Source organism: Pseudomonas sp. NBRC 111138 (assembly GCF_001320835.1).
Lineage (GTDB): Bacteria > Pseudomonadota > Gammaproteobacteria > Pseudomonadales > Pseudomonadaceae > Aquipseudomonas > Aquipseudomonas paracarnis.
In genome coordinates this window covers 1-16,904 of sequence record NZ_BCBO01000013.1, presented here as the reverse complement: position 1 = coordinate 16,904, position 16,904 = coordinate 1, and the positions used below count along the sequence as shown (strand labels likewise).

The following is a 16,904-nucleotide window of genomic DNA, read 5'->3' as shown; positions in this document are numbered from 1 at the left end:
TGGCGTTAGTCGGTAACAGGTGGTTACGTTAGAGTCGTCGCGACGCTCTTGGCAACCCCTGGAAGAATTGCTTATGACCCGGCCCCGGTTTCTCCCCGACAACTTCACCCTCACCCTGATCGCCACCGTGATCCTCGCCTCACTGCTGCCCGCCAGCGGCCAGACCGCCGTGGCGTTCGGCTGGGTCACCAACCTGGCCATCGCGCTGCTGTTTTTCCTCCACGGCGCCAAGCTGTCGCGCAAGGCCATCGTCGCCGGTGCCGGCCACTGGCGTTTGCATTTGCTGGTGTTCAGCCTGACCTTCGTACTGTTTCCGTTGCTGGGCCTGGCGCTCAAGCCAGTGCTGTCGCCGTTGATCGGCAACGAGCTGTACATGGGCATGCTCTACCTCTGCGCCTTGCCGGCCACTGTGCAATCGGCGATTGCCTTTACCTCCCTGGCCCGCGGCAATATCCCGGCGGCCATCTGCAGCGCGGCGGCGTCCAGCCTGTTCGGCATCTTCCTGACGCCGCTGCTGGTAGCGCTGCTGCTCAACGTGCATGGGGATGGCGGCTCCACAGTCGATGCGATTGTCAAAATCAGCGTGCAGTTGTTGCTGCCGTTCATTGCCGGGCAAGTCGCCAGCCGCTGGATTGGGGGCTGGGTCGGGCGTAACAAAGCCTGGCTGAAATTCGTCGATCAGGGCTCGATTCTGTTGGTGGTCTACGGCGCCTTCAGCGAGGCGGTCAATGAGGGCATCTGGCACCAGATCCCGCTGTGGGAATTGGGCGGGTTGGTGGTGGCCTGCTGCGTGTTGCTGGCCCTGGTGTTGGTGGCGTCGACGCTGCTGGGCAAGGCGTTTGGTTTTAACCAGGAAGACCGCATCACCATCCTGTTCTGCGGCTCGAAGAAAAGCCTGGCGACCGGCGTGCCGATGGCGCAGGTGCTGTTTGCCGGGGCGAGCATGGGGGTGTTGATTTTGCCGTTGATGCTGTTTCACCAGATCCAGTTGATGGTCTGCGCGGCGTTGGCCCAACGCTATGCCCAGCGGCCGGAGAGCATTCCTGAATTGATGGGGCAGGTAGATCCGTGATGCACCTCTCATTCGCGGGTAAATAAGCTCAAGTTAACCGGCGTGCCGACGACTTACTTCTTAACTAACCCAAGAAGGAGTGTCGGCATGAACGTTCGTCGTGTTGCGGTAATGACTGGCCTCCTGGGCCTGTGGGCAAGTACCTGCGGCGCCGCCCAGACCGTGGGGCAGGGCACCATCAGGTTCAGCGGCGCGATTGTCGAGTCAGGGTGTGCGACAAATGCGCGCAGCGGCTCGGTAATGGAACTGCGCGGTTGCGCCCAATCCAGTCGTGGCAGCCGAATCGAGGTGCGCAGTGTCGCGCCGGTGGTCAGCGTCGACGCACCCCATGTGCGGCTGGTAGCGGACACCGGCGAGGGGCGCTATTACGATCAGCGGTACGTGCTGGTAGACCGCGCTGGCAAGCTGATTCAGTCGGGCAATTACGTGATTACCATGACCTCGCCATAAACCCTGGGGCGACGATCCGCAGCAACAGCGGTGCGAGAAACCTATAGAATGCTCGGCGGCGGCGCTTGTCCTGGGTGGCCGCTTGATCACTGTCAGAGTACCGCGCCCGTCAATGAGCCTTTCAGCCGCAACCCCCCAAGCCAATTGGCAACCGGTCATCGCCCTCGCGCTGGCCGCGTTTGTGTTCAATACCACCGAATTCGTCCCCGTCGGGCTGCTCAGCGCCATTGGTGCCAGCTTTGACATGCCCGTGGCCAGCGTCGGCCTGATGCTCACCATCTACGCGTGGATTGTGTCGCTGACCTCGCTGCCGGTGATGCTGCTGACCCGCAACGTCGAACGGCGAAAATTGTTGATTGTGCTGTTCGGTCTGTTTATCGCCAGCCATATTCTCTCCAGCGTGGCCACCAGCTTCGGCTTGCTGATGGTCAGTCGGGTCGGCATTGCCCTGGCCCATGCGTTGTTCTGGTCGATCACGGCTTCGCTGGCTGTACGCCTGGCGCCAGAGGGCAAGCAGGTGCAGGCCCTTGGTTTGCTGGCCACCGGCACGTCCCTGGCGATGGTACTGGGCATTCCGTTGGGCCGTCTGTTGGGCGAGGCCATGGGCTGGCGTACCACCTTTCTGGTGATCGCCGCCTTCGCCGCCGCCCTTGTGTTCTGGCTGGCGCGCACCTTGCCGCTGCTGCCCAGCCAGAACTCCGGCTCCCTGCGCAGCCTGCCGTTGCTGTTCAAGCGCCCAGCGCTGGTGGCGCTCTATGTGCTGACCGCAATGACTGTCACTGCGCAATTCACCGCCTACAGCTACATCGAACCCTTCGTCGAAGGCGTCGCCGGCCTGGGCGGCAGTGCCGTGACCCTGATCCTGCTGGTGTTCGGTGGTGCTGGCATCATCGGCTCGTTGTTGTTCAGCCTGGTGCATCGCTTCAACCCCCACCTGTTCGTGATCGGCGCAGTGTCTATCCTCGCCGCGTGCCTGGCGCTGATGCTGCCGTTGAGCGGCGCCGAGTCTTACCTGGTGGGGCTGAGCATTTTCTGGGGCATGGCGATCATGGGGTTTGGCCTGGCCATGCAGTCCAAGGTGCTGGTGCTGGCACCGGATGCCACGGATGTGGCCATGGCGATGTTTTCCGGGATCTACAACATTGGCATCGGCGGCGGCGCGTTGATGGGCAGTTGGGTGGGCAGCCACTTCGGCTTCGCCTGGATCGGCGCGGCGGGCGGTTTGTTGGCGGGGCTGGCGTTGGTGGGGTATTGCCTGGCGATTCGGCGGTTTGGGCAGGGTGTGCCGCTTAATAAATGAATTTCACAGGGATTGGTGATTGATGAAGTACTTGATCGTTGCATGTGTTCTGTTAGGGCTCAGTGGTTGCGTTACCAACCAGTTGCACTTCGCGGCGTACTCGACGGAGGCCGAGTTGGCGGCAATCAAAAGTAGTGTTGTACAGGCCGACATCGTGCAAGTGACTGGCGCTGAAAAGTGTACGCGCTGCAAGGAGTCGAGCAAGCTTGTTTGGCATGCTGCTAATTACAATGTCGGCCTTTACGAGGGGTTCGCCAACGTTCCTGTTGACGACTGGACCGACTTCACCAAGCGTGCGGTGGGCGTTTCTCCCTCTTCGACACTCAAAACCAGCGTCGAGATCGACAGAGTCTTCGTCAAGACTTGGAACTCTCCTGACTATTACGCCTGTGAGGTTAGCCTGACGGTGGATATCGCCGGCACGAAATATGCCGGGCATTCCCGGCTCAAGTTGAAGCAGGCGGGGCAAAGCTTGATAGGTGACAAGCTTGCTGCCCTTAACGCGAAGGTATTGGATACTGTAGGCCTGACCGTTAAAGCAGCATATATGAATGCTTTGGCCAACTATCACAAGGTACGCTGAATAAATGCGGCTTTGCTGATTTGCTGAGTTTATAGAGGGCGACCGTAAGGTCGCCTGTTTTCGGTTACGACATCCTTGCCCTTAGCCTACGCCCGATCACATCCAGTAAATCGCAGCCGTCCCGCAATGGAATACTCAACAGCGACGCGAAGTCCTGCAGCACCACGGTATCGCTGCTGATTTCATCGCGAAGTGCCAGGTTTTCCAGAACTTGAGTGACTGCCCGAATACGAAAAACTGCTGCGTCATGCAAAGCATCAAGCGGCGCCTGAGTATCGATTAGCAGTGTAGGTATGGTGCAATCGGGGCCCGTTATGGGCATATACCGATCAGATGAGGTCATGGTTCTTGCTCCTATATCTAAGTGAGCCGTCACCTTCTGCCGCCAAGCAGAATTAGGGTGGCGGATTACGCAAGGTTGGCGGACCGGGGATATAGGACCCGGCACTTCCGAAGAAGTCCCTGCGCAACCCGCCATTGCACGAAATCACGGGCGCAAAAAAAGCGCCTGCAATCGTGTTGGGGGCGCCGTTGCGCCTATATCTGGTCGGACCGCCAAGTCCAATCGCAGCACTTGCTGCGAGTTGAAAGAGTAGCCTGCGCGATGCTCCATCGCAACCGGGAAGTGGATGACATCAAAAAAATGGATCGTTCACATCCTGTCATTGTAGTGAGCAACGCGAAGTTCTACGCCACCGGGATCAACGGATCCGCCGCCGCCAACGCCACCTTTCTATCCGCTGCCGGTGGGTAGATCCACACGCTATTGATCTGCTGTTTGAGTTCCTTGGCTTCCTGGCCCACCAGCTTGAGCTGACGGTCCCAGCCTTCGGTGTACACCGCGCCCCAGGCGCCGAGGTCGAGGCAGGTCACGTATTTGGGTTGGCTGTAGGCCATGGGGGCCACGCCGATCAGATCGGCGGCGACGTTGTTGCCGGCGTAGCGGCCCAGCGCGATGGCGTGCTGGCAGGACATGGCAGCGAAGTTACCCAGCGCGTCTGTGGGGGCGTAGGCCACGTCGCCAGCGGCGAAGATGGCAGCCTGGCCCTTGACCTTGAGGTGGGCGTCCACGTGCAGGCGGCCCTGGGGATCGCGGGTGCCCTCAATCTGTTCGGTCAGCGGGTTGGCGCGAAAGCCGATGGTCCAGATCACGGTGCTCGATTCAATCCGCTGCCCATCTGCCAGGGTCACGCCACCGGCATCCACCGAGGCGACCGAGGTGTTCAGTACCCATTCAAGCCCCAGTGCCTGGCTGGCTTCGATGATCGATGGGCGTATGCCATCGCCCATCGACGCGGCAATCTGCGGCCCGCGGTCGACCACGATCACACGGATGTTGGCCGTCTCACCCAGTGCCGCACGCAGGCGCGCCGGCATTTCGGTGGCGGTCTCGATACCGGTGAAGCCGCCGCCGGCCACCACCACGGTATTGCGGGCCGGGCTGTCGGGCAGGTTTTTCAGGGCGTTGATATGGGCTTCAAGGTGCGCGGCGTCTTCGATCTGATCCACATCGAACACATGCTCGATGCCGTCCATGCCGGGGCGGTTCAAGCGGCTGCCGGCGGCCACTACCAGGCGATCGTAGGCGAGGGTGGCCGGGATGCCGGCCGCGTTGCGGTAGGTCACTTGCTTATTAGTGGCGTCGATGCTGTCGGCGGCGCCTTGCACAAAGGTCACGGCCACAGCGTCGAACAGCGCATCAAGCGGGGCCAGCATGGTATGTACATCGGGCTCGTAGAACCGCGGGCGGATACGCAGCTCCGCTTGGGGGGCGAGCAGGCTGATGCGCACATCGTTGCGGTCGTGTTTATCCAGTAGCCGAGCCGCGCTCAAGGCGCTCCACACGCCACCGAACCCGGCGCCAATGATCAGAATGTGTTGTTTCATGGGGTTGCTCCAGAGACCAGATAAGCCGCAAGGCATTGCCGGATCACTGTAAAAGCAGCAGGGCCTGTCCGAAAGGACATATAACCCTGGATGACTGCCACCTCTGCCGGCCTAGCGGGAAAAGCGCTCGCGGTAGTCGCGCGGTGAGATGGCCAGGTGGCGGTGGAAGGTGCAGCGCATGCGTTCCTCATCGCCAAACCCGCAAAGCCCGGCGATCTGGTCGATGCTGCGCTGGGAGTCTTCGAGCATGCGGCGCGCCGCTTCCATGCGAAACAGTTCGATGGCCTTGGCCGGGGTGCGACCGGTTTTTTGCTTATAGACCCGGGCAAAGTTGCGTGGGCTCATATGGCTCTGCGCGGCCAGGCGCTCGACGCTGAGGTCGCTGTCGCGCAGGTTGTCGCTGATCCACGCATGCAGCGCATCAAAGCTGGCGCTGTCGGCGGTTTGCGCTTGCAGCACCTGGCTGAACTGCGCCTGGCCACCGGGGCGCTTGAGGAACACCACCAATTCGCGTGCCACTTGCAGCGCCACTTCGCGCCCGCAGTCAGCCTCCACCAGCGCGAGCGCCAGGTCGATCCCGGCGCTGACGCCCGCCGAGGTCCACACCTGGCCTTGCTGCACGAAGATCGCGTCCACGTCCACCTCGATGCTCGGGAAACGTTGCTTGAGCAGCTCGCACATGGCCCAATGCGTTGCCGCGCGGCGCCCCTCCAGCAAGCCCGCCAGCGCCAGCAAAAACGTGCCGCTGCACACCGAGGCGGTCCGTCGCGCCTGGCCGGAGGCGTTGCGCAACCAGTCCACCAGCGCGGTATTTTCCAGCATGGCTTGCTCAATGGCCGGCGCGCCGGGTACCACCAGGGTGTCGATGGCAGCGGGGTCAAACTGTGCCAAGGCGACGGTGTCGACGCTCAAGCCCTCGGCGGTCGGCATCAGCCCGCCCGCCAGGCTGGCGTTGTGCAACACATAACCTTGCAAACCGCGCTCGGCCATGGCCTTGGTCGCGGCCCAGAACACCGTCTGGGCGCCAGTCAGGTCGAGCAAGCCCATGTGCGGGTAGGTCAGGAACACCAACGTGCGGGGTTGGGCCAAAGCAGAGAGTGCAGTCATGCGCTGGCCAGCAGCTTTTCCAGTTTTTCCTGATCCCGCGCAAACGGCCGGATCCCTTCGGCACGCAATCGCTCGACGTATTCCGGGATGGCGCAGGCCTTGAGCAGCAGCGACGGGTTGGTGGTGGCGCCCACGGGCCGCAGGCGGCTGATGGCTTCCAGATTGCCGGTGTCGCAGACCACGGTGGTGAATGGCTTGAGTTGTTCAAGTTTGGACGTCATCGCCGCGTTCTCCGGAAAAGGGCACGGCGCTGTTTTACCATGTCCCGCGCACCTTGTTTACCCTGAGGCTGTCAGCTCCGGGCCGCCTTGGCATCCACAGAGAGGGGTAACCGCCAGAGTCCGGTGGAACCCTTCAGCCGGGCACTTGTCCCCGCTTCCCATGTCACCCCCCAGCCCACAGATACCTTAATTTTCCAAGCCTGCCGGAAGCCACTCCAGGCCCTCGGCTGCGCCCGCTATTTTTTTCCTGGGCGCCCGGCACTGCCGATCCAAGCGGCAAAACTGAATACGGACATTCTCGTCAACCGTGAATTATCAGGCAGGTTACCCATGCAGTTCAGCGACTTACTGGCAGCGATCTCCACCCACGCGATCCGTCTGCAGACCGAAGAGGGCGACCTGATCGTCCTGGGCGATGACGAAGCGTTGGACGACGCGCTCTGGGATCAATTGATCGCGCACAAACCCCAGCTGTTGCAGTTGGTCGCCGAACATGGCGGTGACTGGTTGAGCCCGGCCTACCGCATCACACCGGACATGCTGGCCCTGGTCAACCTCGACCAGCCGGCCATCGACCGCATCGTCGCGGCGGTCCCAGGCGGTGCGGCGAATGTGCAGGATATCTACCCCCTGGCGCCGCTGCAGGAAGGCATGCTTTATCACCATCTTTCGGCGCAGAAGGGTGACCCTTACGTGCTGCACGCGCAGTTCGTGTTCGACAGCCGTGCACGCCTTGAGGCCTTTGCCGAGGCGTTGCAATGGGTCATCGACCGTCACGACATCCTGCGCACCTCCATGGCCTGGGAGTGCCTGGACGAGCCGCTGCAAGTGGTGTGGCGCAAGGCTGTGCTGGCCTGCGAAGAGGTGCCTCTGGACGGTGCTGACCGCCTCGCTCAATTGCTCGCTCGCTATGATGCCCGCGCTTATCGCATGGACCTGGGCCAGGCGCCGCTGCTGCGCCTGGTGTTCGCTGACGACCCGGCCAACCAGCGGGTGGTGGCGATGTTGCTGTTCCACCACACCATCCTTGACCACACGGCCCTGGATGGCGTTCGGCATGAGATCCAGCTGTACCTGGCCGGGCAGCAAGCCCAGGCCCCTGCACCGGTAGCGTTTCGCAGCTATATCGCCCAGGTGCGCCATGGCGTCAGCGAGCAGGCCCATGAGGCGTTCTTCCGCGACATGCTGGCGGATATCGATGAACCGACGCTGCCGTTCGGCCTGCAAGATGTGCAGGGCGGCGGCCAGGGGATCGACGAAGTGCGCATTCCCGTCGACAGCGCTCTGAGCCGCCGCCTGCGAAGCATGGCGCGCCCGCTGGGGGTGAGTGTGGCGAGCCTGATGCACCTGGCCTTGGCGCGAGTGCTGAGTGCGGTTTCGGGGCGGGAGGCGGTGGTATTTGGCACCGTTATGCTCGGGCGCATGGGCGCAGGCGAGGGCGGTGAGCGGGCCTTGGGCATGTTCATAAACACCTTGCCACTGCGGGTGGATGTGGGTGAGCAGGGCGTGCGCGCTGCGGTCAAGATCACCCATGAGCGTCTCACGCGCTTGCTCGATCACGAACATGCGTCCCTGGCGCTGGCACAACGGTGCAGCGGCGTGGCTGCGCCTACGCCGCTGTTCAGCGCGATACTCAACTACCGTCACAGCGCCGCCACCGACATGGCGGCGGTGATCGCAGTCGCCGACGGCATCCAGGTGTTGGGCGCCGAGGAGCGCACCAATTACCCGCTGACGCTGAACGTCGATGACCTGGGTGAAGACTTCGCCCTGACCGTGATGGTTGATGCGTCCATTGGCGCGCAGCGGGTTGCGGGTTATCTGCATACGGCCTTGCAAAGCCTGGCCGACGCCCTTGAACAACGACCGGATATGCCGCTCTGCGGCCTGAACATCCTGCCTGACGCTGAACGCCACCATTTGCTGCACACCTTGAATCATTGCTCCACGCATTACGCCGACACCCAACTTATCCACCAGCAAGTCGAAACCCATGCCGCTGCCCAGCCCGATGCCATTGCGTTGCGCTTCGAGCAGCACGCCCTGACCTACCGCCAACTCAACGAACGCGCCAACCAGCTCGCCCACGCGCTCCTGGCCCACGGCGTGTGCCCCGACGCGCGCGTGGCGATTTGCGTGGAGCGTGGCCCGCAGATGATCATCGGCCTGCTTGGCATTCTCAAGGCCGGTGCGGGCTATGTGCCCATCGACCCGGCCTATCCCCAGGAACGCATCGCCTACACCCTGGCCGACAGCCAGCCGGTGGCGGTACTGGTGCAGGCCAACACGGCGCAGCAGGTCGGCGCACTGGCCCGGATCGACCTGGACCACCTGGGCCCGTTGCCCATCACCAACCCTGGGTTGCACCTGAGCCCGGCCAACCTGGCCTACGTCATCTACACCTCCGGCTCCACTGGCCAGCCCAAGGGCGTGATGATCGAGCATCGCCAGGTCGCACGCCTGTTCAGCGCTACCCACCACTGGTTCGGGTTCAACCCGCACGATGTGTGGGCGCTGTTCCATTCCTTCGCGTTCGACTTTTCCGTGTGGGAAATCTGGGGCGCGCTGATGCACGGCGGCCAGTTGCTGATCGTGCCGCAACTGGTCAGCCGCTCGCCGGATGAGTGCTACGCGCTGTTGTGCGACGCCCGGGTGAGCATCCTCAACCAGACGCCGAGCGCGTTCCGTCAGTTGATCGCGGCCCAGGGCAACAGTGCCCAGTCCCATTCCTTGCGCCAAGTGATTTTCGGCGGCGAAGCCCTGGAACCGGGCATGCTCAAGCCGTGGTACGCACGGGCAGTGAATGCCGGTACGCAACTGGTGAACATGTACGGCATCACTGAAACCACCGTGCATGTGACCTACCGTGCGCTGGAAGCGGCCGACGCGCACTTGGTCGGCGTGAGCCCGATTGGCGTGCGTATTCCCGATTTGCAGTTGTACGTGCTGGATGAGCGCCATGAGCCCTTGCCCCTGGGTGTGGTGGGCGAGTTGTACGTGGGCGGTGCCGGGGTGGCGCGTGGTTACCTCAACCGCCAGGCGCTGAATGCCGAACGCTTCCTTGCCGACCCGGCCACCGGCTTGCGCATGTACAAGACCGGCGACCTCGGCCGCCTGCTGGCCGACGGCAGTGTCGAGTACCTGGGGCGTAACGATGACCAGGTCAAGATCCGTGGTTTCCGTATCGAACTGGGTGAAATCCAGGCGCACCTGGCCACTGCCAGCGGCGTGCGCGATGCGGTGGTGATCGCCCGTGAAGATCAGCCGGGCGACAAACGCCTGGTGGCCTATGTGATCAGCGATGGCGAACTCAACGTGGCCGCCCTGCGTGACCATCTACTGCTGAGCCTGGCCGAACACATGGTGCCCAGCGCCTTCGTGCGCCTGGATACGCTGCCGTTGACCACCAACGGCAAACTCGACCGCAAGGCCTTGCCCGCACCCGATGCCGACGCCGTGGCCCGGCGCGAGTATGCGGCGCCCCAGGGGGCGGTGGAAACTACCCTCGCCATGCTCTGGCAAGACCTGCTCAACGTCGACCGTGTCGGTCGTGAGGACAATTTCTTCGAGCTCGGCGGCCATTCGCTGCTGGCGGTCAAGCTGATCGAACGCATGCGCCAGGTCGACCTCAGCGCCGATGTGCGCGTGCTGTTCGGTCAACCGACCTTGGCGGCGCTCGCTGCGGCGGTGGGCGGCCAGCAGACCGTGCAGGTGCCGGCCAACCCTATTCAAGCAGACACGCAGGCCATCACCCCGGACATGCTGCCCCTGGTCGAGCTGGATCAGGCCGCTATCGACCATATCCTTGAGGCCGTGCCCGGTGGCGTTGCCAACGTGCAGGACATCTACGGCCTGGCGCCGTTGCAGGCCGGCATTCTCTACCATCACCTGGCGACCACCGAGGGCGACCCCTACGTGTTGCAGGTGCAGTTGCGGTTTCACGACCAGGGCGCCGTCGACGGGTTTGTCAACGCGCTGCACACGGTGATCGAGCGCAACGATATTCTGCGCACCGCCATCCTCTGGGAGGGCCTGGAAGAGCCGGTGCAAGTGGTGTTACGCCAGGCACCCTTGGTGATCGAACGCCTGGATGCGCTGGGCAGTGATGCACTGGAGCATCTGCAACAGCGTTTCGACCCACGCCGCTATCGCCTGGACCTGTCACGCGCCTCGCTGATGCGCCTGGCGTATGCGCAGGACAGCCACGGCTTGGTCGGCATTTTGCTGCTGCACCATATCCTCCTCGACCACACGGCCCTGCACGTGCTGGTCAAAGAGATGAGTGCCAGCCTGCATGGCCACAGCGCACAACTGCCTGACGCGGTGCAGTATCGCAACTACGTGGCCCAGGCCCGCCTCGGTGTCACCCAGGCCCAGCATGAAGCCTTCTTCAGCCAGATGCTGGGCGACATCGACGAGCCGACCCTGGCCTTCGGCTTGCAGGACGTGAATGGTGACGGCAGCGGCATCCATGAAGCGCGCCTGCCGCTGGAGCCTGCGCTCAACCTGGGCTTGCGCGAACAGGCGCGGCAACTGGGCGTGAGCACCGCGAGCCTGGTACACCTGGCCTGGGCCCAGGTGCTGGGCCAGGTGTCTGGCCAGCAGGAGGTGGTATTCGGCACCGTGTTGCTGGGCCGTATGCAGGGCGGCGAGGGCGCGGACCGGGCGCTGGGGATGTTTATCAATACCTTGCCGCTGCGGGTCAGCGTTGGCAGCGTCGGCGTGCAGGCCGGCGTGCGCGCCACCCATGCGCGCCTGGCGCAACTGCTCGGGCACGAACATGCCTCGTTGTCCCTGGCCCAGCGTTGCAGTGGCGTGCCGGGCTCGCTGCCGCTGTTCAGCACCTTGCTCAACTACCGGCACAGCGCAGCCGATGAAGCGCCGGGGGACAACCCCTTTGCCACTTCCGGTATCGAGATTCTCAGCTCCGAAGAACGTAGCAACTATCCGCTGGTGCTCAACGTTGATGACCTGGGGAGTGGCTTTGCGCTGACGGTGCAAGGCGTCGCGCACCTGGATGTGCAACGCGTGGGTGAGTACATGCTCACCGCGTTGCGCCATGTGGTGAGCGCGCTGCAGCATGCGCCGACCACGCCGCTGCAGGCGGTGTCGATCCTGCCGCCTTCCGAGCGTCATCAAGTGCTGGTAGGTTTCAACGCCACCGCCCGGCAATACCCCTCGCAACTTACTGTCTCGCAACTGTTTGAAGCTCAGGCGCTGGCTCGCCCTGAAGCGTCGGCGGCGGTGCAGGGCGAGCTGTCACTGAGCTACCGTGACCTCAATCGCCGTGCCAACCGCTTGGCCCATCATCTGGTCAGCCAGGGGGTGCAGCCCGGCGAAAGCGTGGCGATTGCCTTGCCGCGTTGCCTGGATCTGCTGGTCTGCCAACTGGCGATCCTCAAGTGCGCTGCGGTGTATGTGCCGCTGGACGTCAACGCGCCTGTCGAACGCCAGGCTTTCATCGTCAAAGACAGCGGCGCACGCCATGTGCTGGACGACCTGGCGCAGTTGGATCTGGACACGCAGTCGCCCGCTAACCCAGACCTGGCCCAATCCGCGCAGAGCGTTGCCTACATCCTCTACACCTCCGGTTCCACCGGGGCACCCAAGGGCGTGCAAGTGCCCCACCTCGCTATCTCGCGGCTGGTGCTGAACAACGGTTTTGCCGAATTCAATGCCCACGACCGGGTGGCCTTTGCTTCTAACCCGGCATTTGACGCCAGCACCCTCGAAGTGTGGGCACCGTTGCTCAATGGCGGTTGTGTGGTGGTGGTCGAGCAGGTGCAGTTGTTATCCCAAGCCGCGTTCGCCGAGCTGTTGCGAAAACAGACGGTCAACGTGTTATGGATGACCGCCGGGCTATTTCATCAGTACGCCGATGCGTTGATGCCGGTGTTCCGCCAATTGCGCTACCTGATCGTCGGCGGCGACGTGCTTGACCCTCAGGTGATTGGCCGGGTACTCAAGCTCGGCAAACCCCAGCATCTGCTGAATGGGTATGGCCCGACCGAAGCCACCACGTTCTCCACCACGTTTGAGATCACTACCCTTGGCGAGGGCGCTATTCCGATTGGTCGACCGATTGCCAACGCTCAGGCCTATGTACTGGACGCGCGCCAGCAACCGCTGCCCGTGGGTGTGACCGGCGAGCTCTATATCGGCGGTGCGGGCGTTGCGAAAGGCTACTTGAATCTGCCTCAGCTGAGCGCGGAAAAATTTGTCCCGAACCCATTCGGCGATGGCCAACTCTACCGCAGCGGTGATCTGGCCTGCTGGCGAGCCGACGGCAATTTGATGTATCTGGGGCGCAATGACCTGCAGGTGAAGATTCGTGGCTTTCGTATCGAACCCGGTGAAATCGAAGCGTGCCTGTGTGCCTGTGCCGGGATCAGGGACGTTGTGGTATCGGTTCGCGAAGACGAGCCTGGCCACAAACGGTTAGTGGCCTATTACACCGCCGACGCAACGTTGGATATCGCAACCCTGCGAGCTCATGTGCAAGGCCGGTTGCCCGATTACATGGTGCCTTCGGCTTATGTGTGGCTGGCGCAGTTGCCGCTTACCGCCAACGGCAAGCTCGACCGCAAGGCATTGCCGGCACCCGACCAGGCCGCCTTGATCAGCCGTGGCTACGACGCCCCACAAGGCGAGGTGGAAAGCCTGCTGGCGCAGATCTGGCAGGACGTGCTCAAGCTTGAACGCGTGGGGCGCCATGATCATTTCTTCGAATTGGGCGGGCATTCGTTGCTGGCGGTCAGCCTGATCGAACGCATGCGCCAAGTGGGCCTGAGCGCCGATGTGCGCGTCTTGTTCAGCCAGCCAAGCCTGGCCGCGCTGGCGGCAGCCGTGGGCAGCGGCAGAGAAATCGTGGTGCCCGCCAATGGCATCCCCACCGGCTGCATACAGATCACACCGTCGATGCTGAGCCTGGTGCAACTCACCCCGCAGGCCATCGCGAGGATTGTCGCCAGCGTGCCGGGTGGTGCAGCGAATATCCAGGATATCTACCCGCTGGCGCCGCTACAGGAAGGCATTCTCTACCACCACATCAGCGCCGAGCAGGGCGACCCGTACCTGCTGCAATCGCGCATGGCCTTTGACACTTTGTTCAGTTCAGGGAGAGGTGACCCGATGCCGTTGATCACAACCATCGAAGACTTACGCAAGCTGGCGCAAAAACGTGTCCCCCGCATGTTCTACGACTACGCCGATTCCGGCTCCTGGACTGAGAGCACCTACCGCGCCAACGAAACTGATTTTGCGCGTATCAAGTTCCGCCAACGGGTGGCGCGCAATATCGACGAGCGTTCGATCCGCGCCAGCATGATCGGCCAGGACATGGCCATGCCTGTGGCGTTGGCGCCGACTGGCCTGGCGGGCATGCAGCACGCCGATGGCGAAATCCTCACTGCCCGTGCCGCTGCTGCGTTCGGGCTGCGCTACACCTTGTCGACCATGAGTATCTGTTCGCTGGAAGACATCGCCGAGCATGTCGGCCAGCCGTTCTGGTTCCAGTTGTATGTGATGCGCGACCGCAGTTTTATCGAGCAGTTGATCGAGCGCGCCAAGGCGGCCGGGGTGGATGCATTGGTGCTGACCCTGGATTTGCAGATTCTGGGGCAGCGCCACAAGGACTTGATCAATGGTTTGTCCGCGCCGCCCAAGCTGACCCTGCCGAACATTCTCAACATGATCACCAAGCCGCGCTGGGTGATGGGCATGCTGGGTACCCAGCGGCGTGGTTTTGGCAATATCGTCGGGCATGTGAAGGGCGTGGCCGACATGAGTTCGCTGTCGTCGTGGACCGCCCAGCAATTTGACCCGCGCCTGAGCTGGGACGATGTGGCGTGGATCAAGCGGTGCTGGGGCGGCAAGCTGATCATCAAGGGCATTCTCGATGTGGAGGATGCGCGCTTGGCAGCCGATTGCGGTGCCGATGCGTTGGTGGTGAGTAACCACGGTGGCCGCCAGCTTGATGGCGCGCCGTCGAGCATCAGCCAATTGCCGGCGATTGTCGAGGCCGTGGGCAACCGCATTGAAGTGTGGCTCGACGGCGGTATTCGTTCCGGCCAGGACGTGCTCAAGGCCATGGCGCTGGGCGCCAAGGGCACCATGATTGGCCGCCCGCACTTGTATGGGCTAGGGGCTATGGGCGAGGCGGGCGTGACCAAGGCCCTCGATATCATCGCCCGCGAACTGGATGTGTCGATGGCGCTCTGTGGCTATAAGGATATACGCGAAGTGAATCGCGAAATCCTGTTGCCCGGTACCTTTCCTGGAAGCACGGCTTGAGCAAAAAAAACGTAAAAATATAAAAAGAGTTGTCCACGAAAACCGTGGGTATCTCTGTGGATAACTTTGCGAAGGCCCGGCAGCGTTGGCGATTTCAGCGAAGGTCATTATTTGATCAACTTGTATTTCGGGCCAACATGGCCAGGGTTTGCGCTTGACAGCCAAGCGCTAACCCAGTGCCGAAAAGCGTATTTATGAGGCGTTATCGCGGCCTGTGGAGTGTGTTACCACCTGAGCCGGCATCTTCGTGCGCATCAGGTTTTCCAGCGCCTGGCCATAGCTGCGTCCGGCGAGGTTCATGCTGTTGTTATGGCTGGCACCTGGCACCAGCAACAGGTGTTTGGGTTGCTGGGCGGCTTCGAATAACTGCTGGCTGAAGCGCGGCGGCACGTAGCGGTCGTCGAGGCCGTGGACCACCAGCAGCGGCATGTGGATGTCGGCAATCTTGTCGATGGAATCGAACTTCTGCGACAGCAACCAGCGTACCGGCAATGAGGTGTTGGCAACGGCCGTGGCGACATCCGCCAGGGAGGTGAACGTGGACTCGATCACCAGCCCACGCACCGGCAATGGCACCTGCTTGCCCAACTCGGCAGCGAGGTCGATGGCGACCGCGCCACCCAGGGAGTGCCCGTAGATCAGGCGTTTGCCGGGGTCTGGTTGCAGGGTCTGGAAACGCTCCCAGGCAATGCGTGCGTCCTCGTACACCGTGGCTTCCGAGGGCAGGTCGCCCTGGCTTTGGCCAAAGCCGCGATAGTCGATGGCCAGGACCGAAAAGCCCAGGGCATGCAGTTGCTCGATGCGAAACAATTGGCCCGTGAGGTTCCAGCGTACCCCGTGCAGGTAGAGGATGGCGGGCGCGTCTTTGTTGGCTGCCGGGTACCACCAGCCATGAATGTTCTGCCCTGCTTTGAAACTGGCGGGCGTGAGTTCGAATTCCTGCACCGCCTTGGGCAGGCCGGTGTACCAGCCGGCGGTTCCCGGCTCGATGCGAAACACAAGTTCGCGCTCCTTGTGTTGCAACACGGCGCAGCCGACCGGCAGGCCGACAATCAACACGGCCATGCACAGCCAGACAAGCCAGCGCAGGCCCCGGCGGGGCATAGAAACAGAAGACATGAAGGTTCCAGAACAAAGATGAAGCACGGGTTTTACCAGATGGCCTGGGCGGGTAGGCATTAATGCGACGGCCGTGACGGATGAAAGTGTTACAGCATTGAACAATCCTCGCGCGGGTTGATAGGGTGGACGGCTCGAACCTGCCCTACCTGCAAAGGCCCACACATGAACAACAGCCCCGTGCGCATCACCGCCGAAGAAACCCTCTCGGACAACTGGTACCTGCTGAAGAAATACAGCTTCGACCTGCGCCGTCGCGACGGCAGTTGGCAAGCCCAGACCCGCGAGGTGTATGACCGGGGCAACGGTGCGACCATCCTGTTGTACAACCGTGAGCAACGCACAGTCTTGCTGATTCGCCAGTTCCGCATGCCCACTTTCGTCAACGATTACCCCGGCTACCTGATTGAAGCGGCGGCCGGTTTGCTCGATAACGCCAGCGCCGAAGAACGCATCCGCCTGGAGGCCGAGGAAGAGACCGGCTATCGCGTCGGGCATGTTGAGAAAATCTACGCGGCGTTCATGAGCCCGGGATCGGTGACGGAGCGGATTCACTTTTTTATCGGTGAATACCAGCCAGGCGACCGAGTGGGAGCGGGCGGAGGCCTGGAAGAAGAGGGCGAGGATATCGAGGTACTGGAGCTGGGCTTTGAGCAGGCACTGGCGATGGTGCAGAGCGGGGAGATTGTGGATGGCAAGACGATTATGTTGTTGCAGCATCTGGAGCTGCGGATGTTGAAAGAGGGGTGGTGAGAAGCTTGGAAACTCTTCTGATGAGCGCGGGCCGAGGTGGAAGGGATCTACACAACGTTGGAGGTTGTAGCAGCCAACTGTAACCACGATGCGAAGCGAGCCGCTCTTGATCTGCTCTTG

The 16,904-nt window shown here is 62.3% G+C and carries 10 protein-coding genes and 2 pseudogenes; 7 read left to right on the top strand and 5 right to left on the bottom strand.

The features are described from left to right. The first annotated feature begins 73 nt into the window (after positions 1-73). The 4 genes from APH41_RS01905 to APH41_RS01890 all read left to right on the top strand — a co-directional run bounded on the left by APH41_RS01905 (position 74) and on the right by APH41_RS01890 (position 3,405). Positions 74-1,072 carry a bile acid:sodium symporter family protein gene (locus APH41_RS01905; RefSeq protein WP_034127750.1) on the top strand — a complete coding sequence of 333 codons (999 nt, stop codon included), beginning with the start codon at positions 74-76 and terminating at the stop codon, positions 1,070-1,072. Between the two features lie 87 nt (positions 1,073-1,159). Continuing rightward, the gene (locus tag APH41_RS01900; RefSeq protein ID WP_034127749.1) at positions 1,160-1,522 is read left to right on the top strand and encodes a type 1 fimbrial protein; all 363 of its coding nucleotides are present in this window, start codon (positions 1,160-1,162) and stop codon (positions 1,520-1,522) included. Between the two features lie 112 nt (positions 1,523-1,634). Then, on the top strand, positions 1,635-2,822 hold the full coding sequence (locus tag APH41_RS01895; RefSeq protein WP_054917142.1) for a sugar transporter: 1,188 nt from the start codon (positions 1,635-1,637) through the stop codon (positions 2,820-2,822). Positions 2,823-2,844: 22 nt separating this feature from the next. Continuing rightward, the gene (locus tag APH41_RS01890) at positions 2,845-3,405 is read left to right on the top strand and encodes a hypothetical protein (protein WP_054898764.1); all 561 of its coding nucleotides are present in this window, start codon (positions 2,845-2,847) and stop codon (positions 3,403-3,405) included. Positions 3,406-3,469: 64 nt separating this feature from the next. On the opposite strand, the gene APH41_RS01885 is transcribed toward APH41_RS01890, so the two are convergent. The 4 genes and pseudogenes from APH41_RS01885 to APH41_RS01870 all read right to left on the bottom strand — a co-directional run. Further along, positions 3,470-3,727 carry a hypothetical protein gene (locus APH41_RS01885; RefSeq protein ID WP_054917309.1) on the bottom strand — a complete coding sequence of 86 codons (258 nt, stop codon included), beginning with the start codon at positions 3,725-3,727 and terminating at the stop codon, positions 3,470-3,472. A 365-nt stretch (positions 3,728-4,092) separates the two neighbouring features. Beyond that, positions 4,093-5,292 (bottom strand): NAD(P)/FAD-dependent oxidoreductase, encoded by a 1,200-nt coding sequence (locus APH41_RS01880; protein ID WP_054917140.1) that lies wholly within the window; start codon positions 5,290-5,292, stop codon positions 4,093-4,095. A 111-nt stretch (positions 5,293-5,403) separates the two neighbouring features. Beyond that, the gene (locus APH41_RS01875) at positions 5,404-6,399 is read right to left on the bottom strand and encodes a GlxA family transcriptional regulator (RefSeq protein ID WP_034127747.1); all 996 of its coding nucleotides are present in this window, start codon (positions 6,397-6,399) and stop codon (positions 5,404-5,406) included. Between the two features lie 62 nt (positions 6,400-6,461). Further along, positions 6,462-6,620 (bottom strand): annotated as a pseudogene (locus APH41_RS01870) (transaldolase family protein); the annotation flags it as partial. A gap of 330 nt (positions 6,621-6,950) precedes the next feature. Between APH41_RS01870 and APH41_RS01865 the strand changes: the two are divergent. Then, a pseudogene (locus APH41_RS01865) lies at positions 6,951-13,727 on the top strand (amino acid adenylation domain-containing protein); the annotation flags it as partial. Between the two features lie 24 nt (positions 13,728-13,751). Then, positions 13,752-14,912 (top strand): alpha-hydroxy acid oxidase, encoded by a 1,161-nt coding sequence (locus tag APH41_RS28975; protein ID WP_057974864.1) that lies wholly within the window; start codon positions 13,752-13,754, stop codon positions 14,910-14,912. Positions 14,913-15,104: 192 nt separating this feature from the next. Here the strand turns inward: APH41_RS28975 and APH41_RS01860 are convergent, their stop codons facing one another. Next, positions 15,105-16,031 (bottom strand): alpha/beta hydrolase, encoded by a 927-nt coding sequence (locus APH41_RS01860; protein ID WP_054898677.1) that lies wholly within the window; start codon positions 16,029-16,031, stop codon positions 15,105-15,107. A 165-nt stretch (positions 16,032-16,196) separates the two neighbouring features. On the opposite strand from APH41_RS01860, the gene APH41_RS01855 reads away from it, so the two are divergent. Next, the gene (locus APH41_RS01855) at positions 16,197-16,784 is read left to right on the top strand and encodes an NUDIX domain-containing protein (RefSeq protein ID WP_034125680.1); all 588 of its coding nucleotides are present in this window, start codon (positions 16,197-16,199) and stop codon (positions 16,782-16,784) included. The last annotated feature ends 120 nt before the right edge of the window (positions 16,785-16,904 follow it).

Excerpts from the sequence above, each read along its gene's own strand:
- APH41_RS01905 (WP_034127750.1), top strand. The coding sequence starts at position 74 with ATGACCCGGCCCCGGTTTCTCCCCGACAACTTCACCCTCACCCTGATC.
- APH41_RS01900 (WP_034127749.1), top strand. The coding sequence starts at position 1,160 with ATGAACGTTCGTCGTGTTGCGGTAATGACTGGCCTCCTGGGCCTGTGG.
- APH41_RS01895 (WP_054917142.1), top strand. The coding sequence starts at position 1,635 with ATGAGCCTTTCAGCCGCAACCCCCCAAGCCAATTGGCAACCGGTCATC.
- APH41_RS01890 (WP_054898764.1), top strand. The coding sequence starts at position 2,845 with ATGAAGTACTTGATCGTTGCATGTGTTCTGTTAGGGCTCAGTGGTTGC.
- APH41_RS01885 (WP_054917309.1), bottom strand. The coding sequence starts at position 3,727 with ATGCCCATAACGGGCCCCGATTGCACCATACCTACACTGCTAATCGAT.
- APH41_RS01880 (WP_054917140.1), bottom strand. The coding sequence starts at position 5,292 with ATGAAACAACACATTCTGATCATTGGCGCCGGGTTCGGTGGCGTGTGG.
- APH41_RS01875 (WP_034127747.1), bottom strand. The coding sequence starts at position 6,399 with ATGACTGCACTCTCTGCTTTGGCCCAACCCCGCACGTTGGTGTTCCTG.
- APH41_RS28975 (WP_057974864.1), top strand. The coding sequence starts at position 13,752 with ATGCCGTTGATCACAACCATCGAAGACTTACGCAAGCTGGCGCAAAAA.
- APH41_RS01860 (WP_054898677.1), bottom strand. The coding sequence starts at position 16,031 with ATGTCTTCTGTTTCTATGCCCCGCCGGGGCCTGCGCTGGCTTGTCTGG.
- APH41_RS01855 (WP_034125680.1), top strand. The coding sequence starts at position 16,197 with ATGAACAACAGCCCCGTGCGCATCACCGCCGAAGAAACCCTCTCGGAC.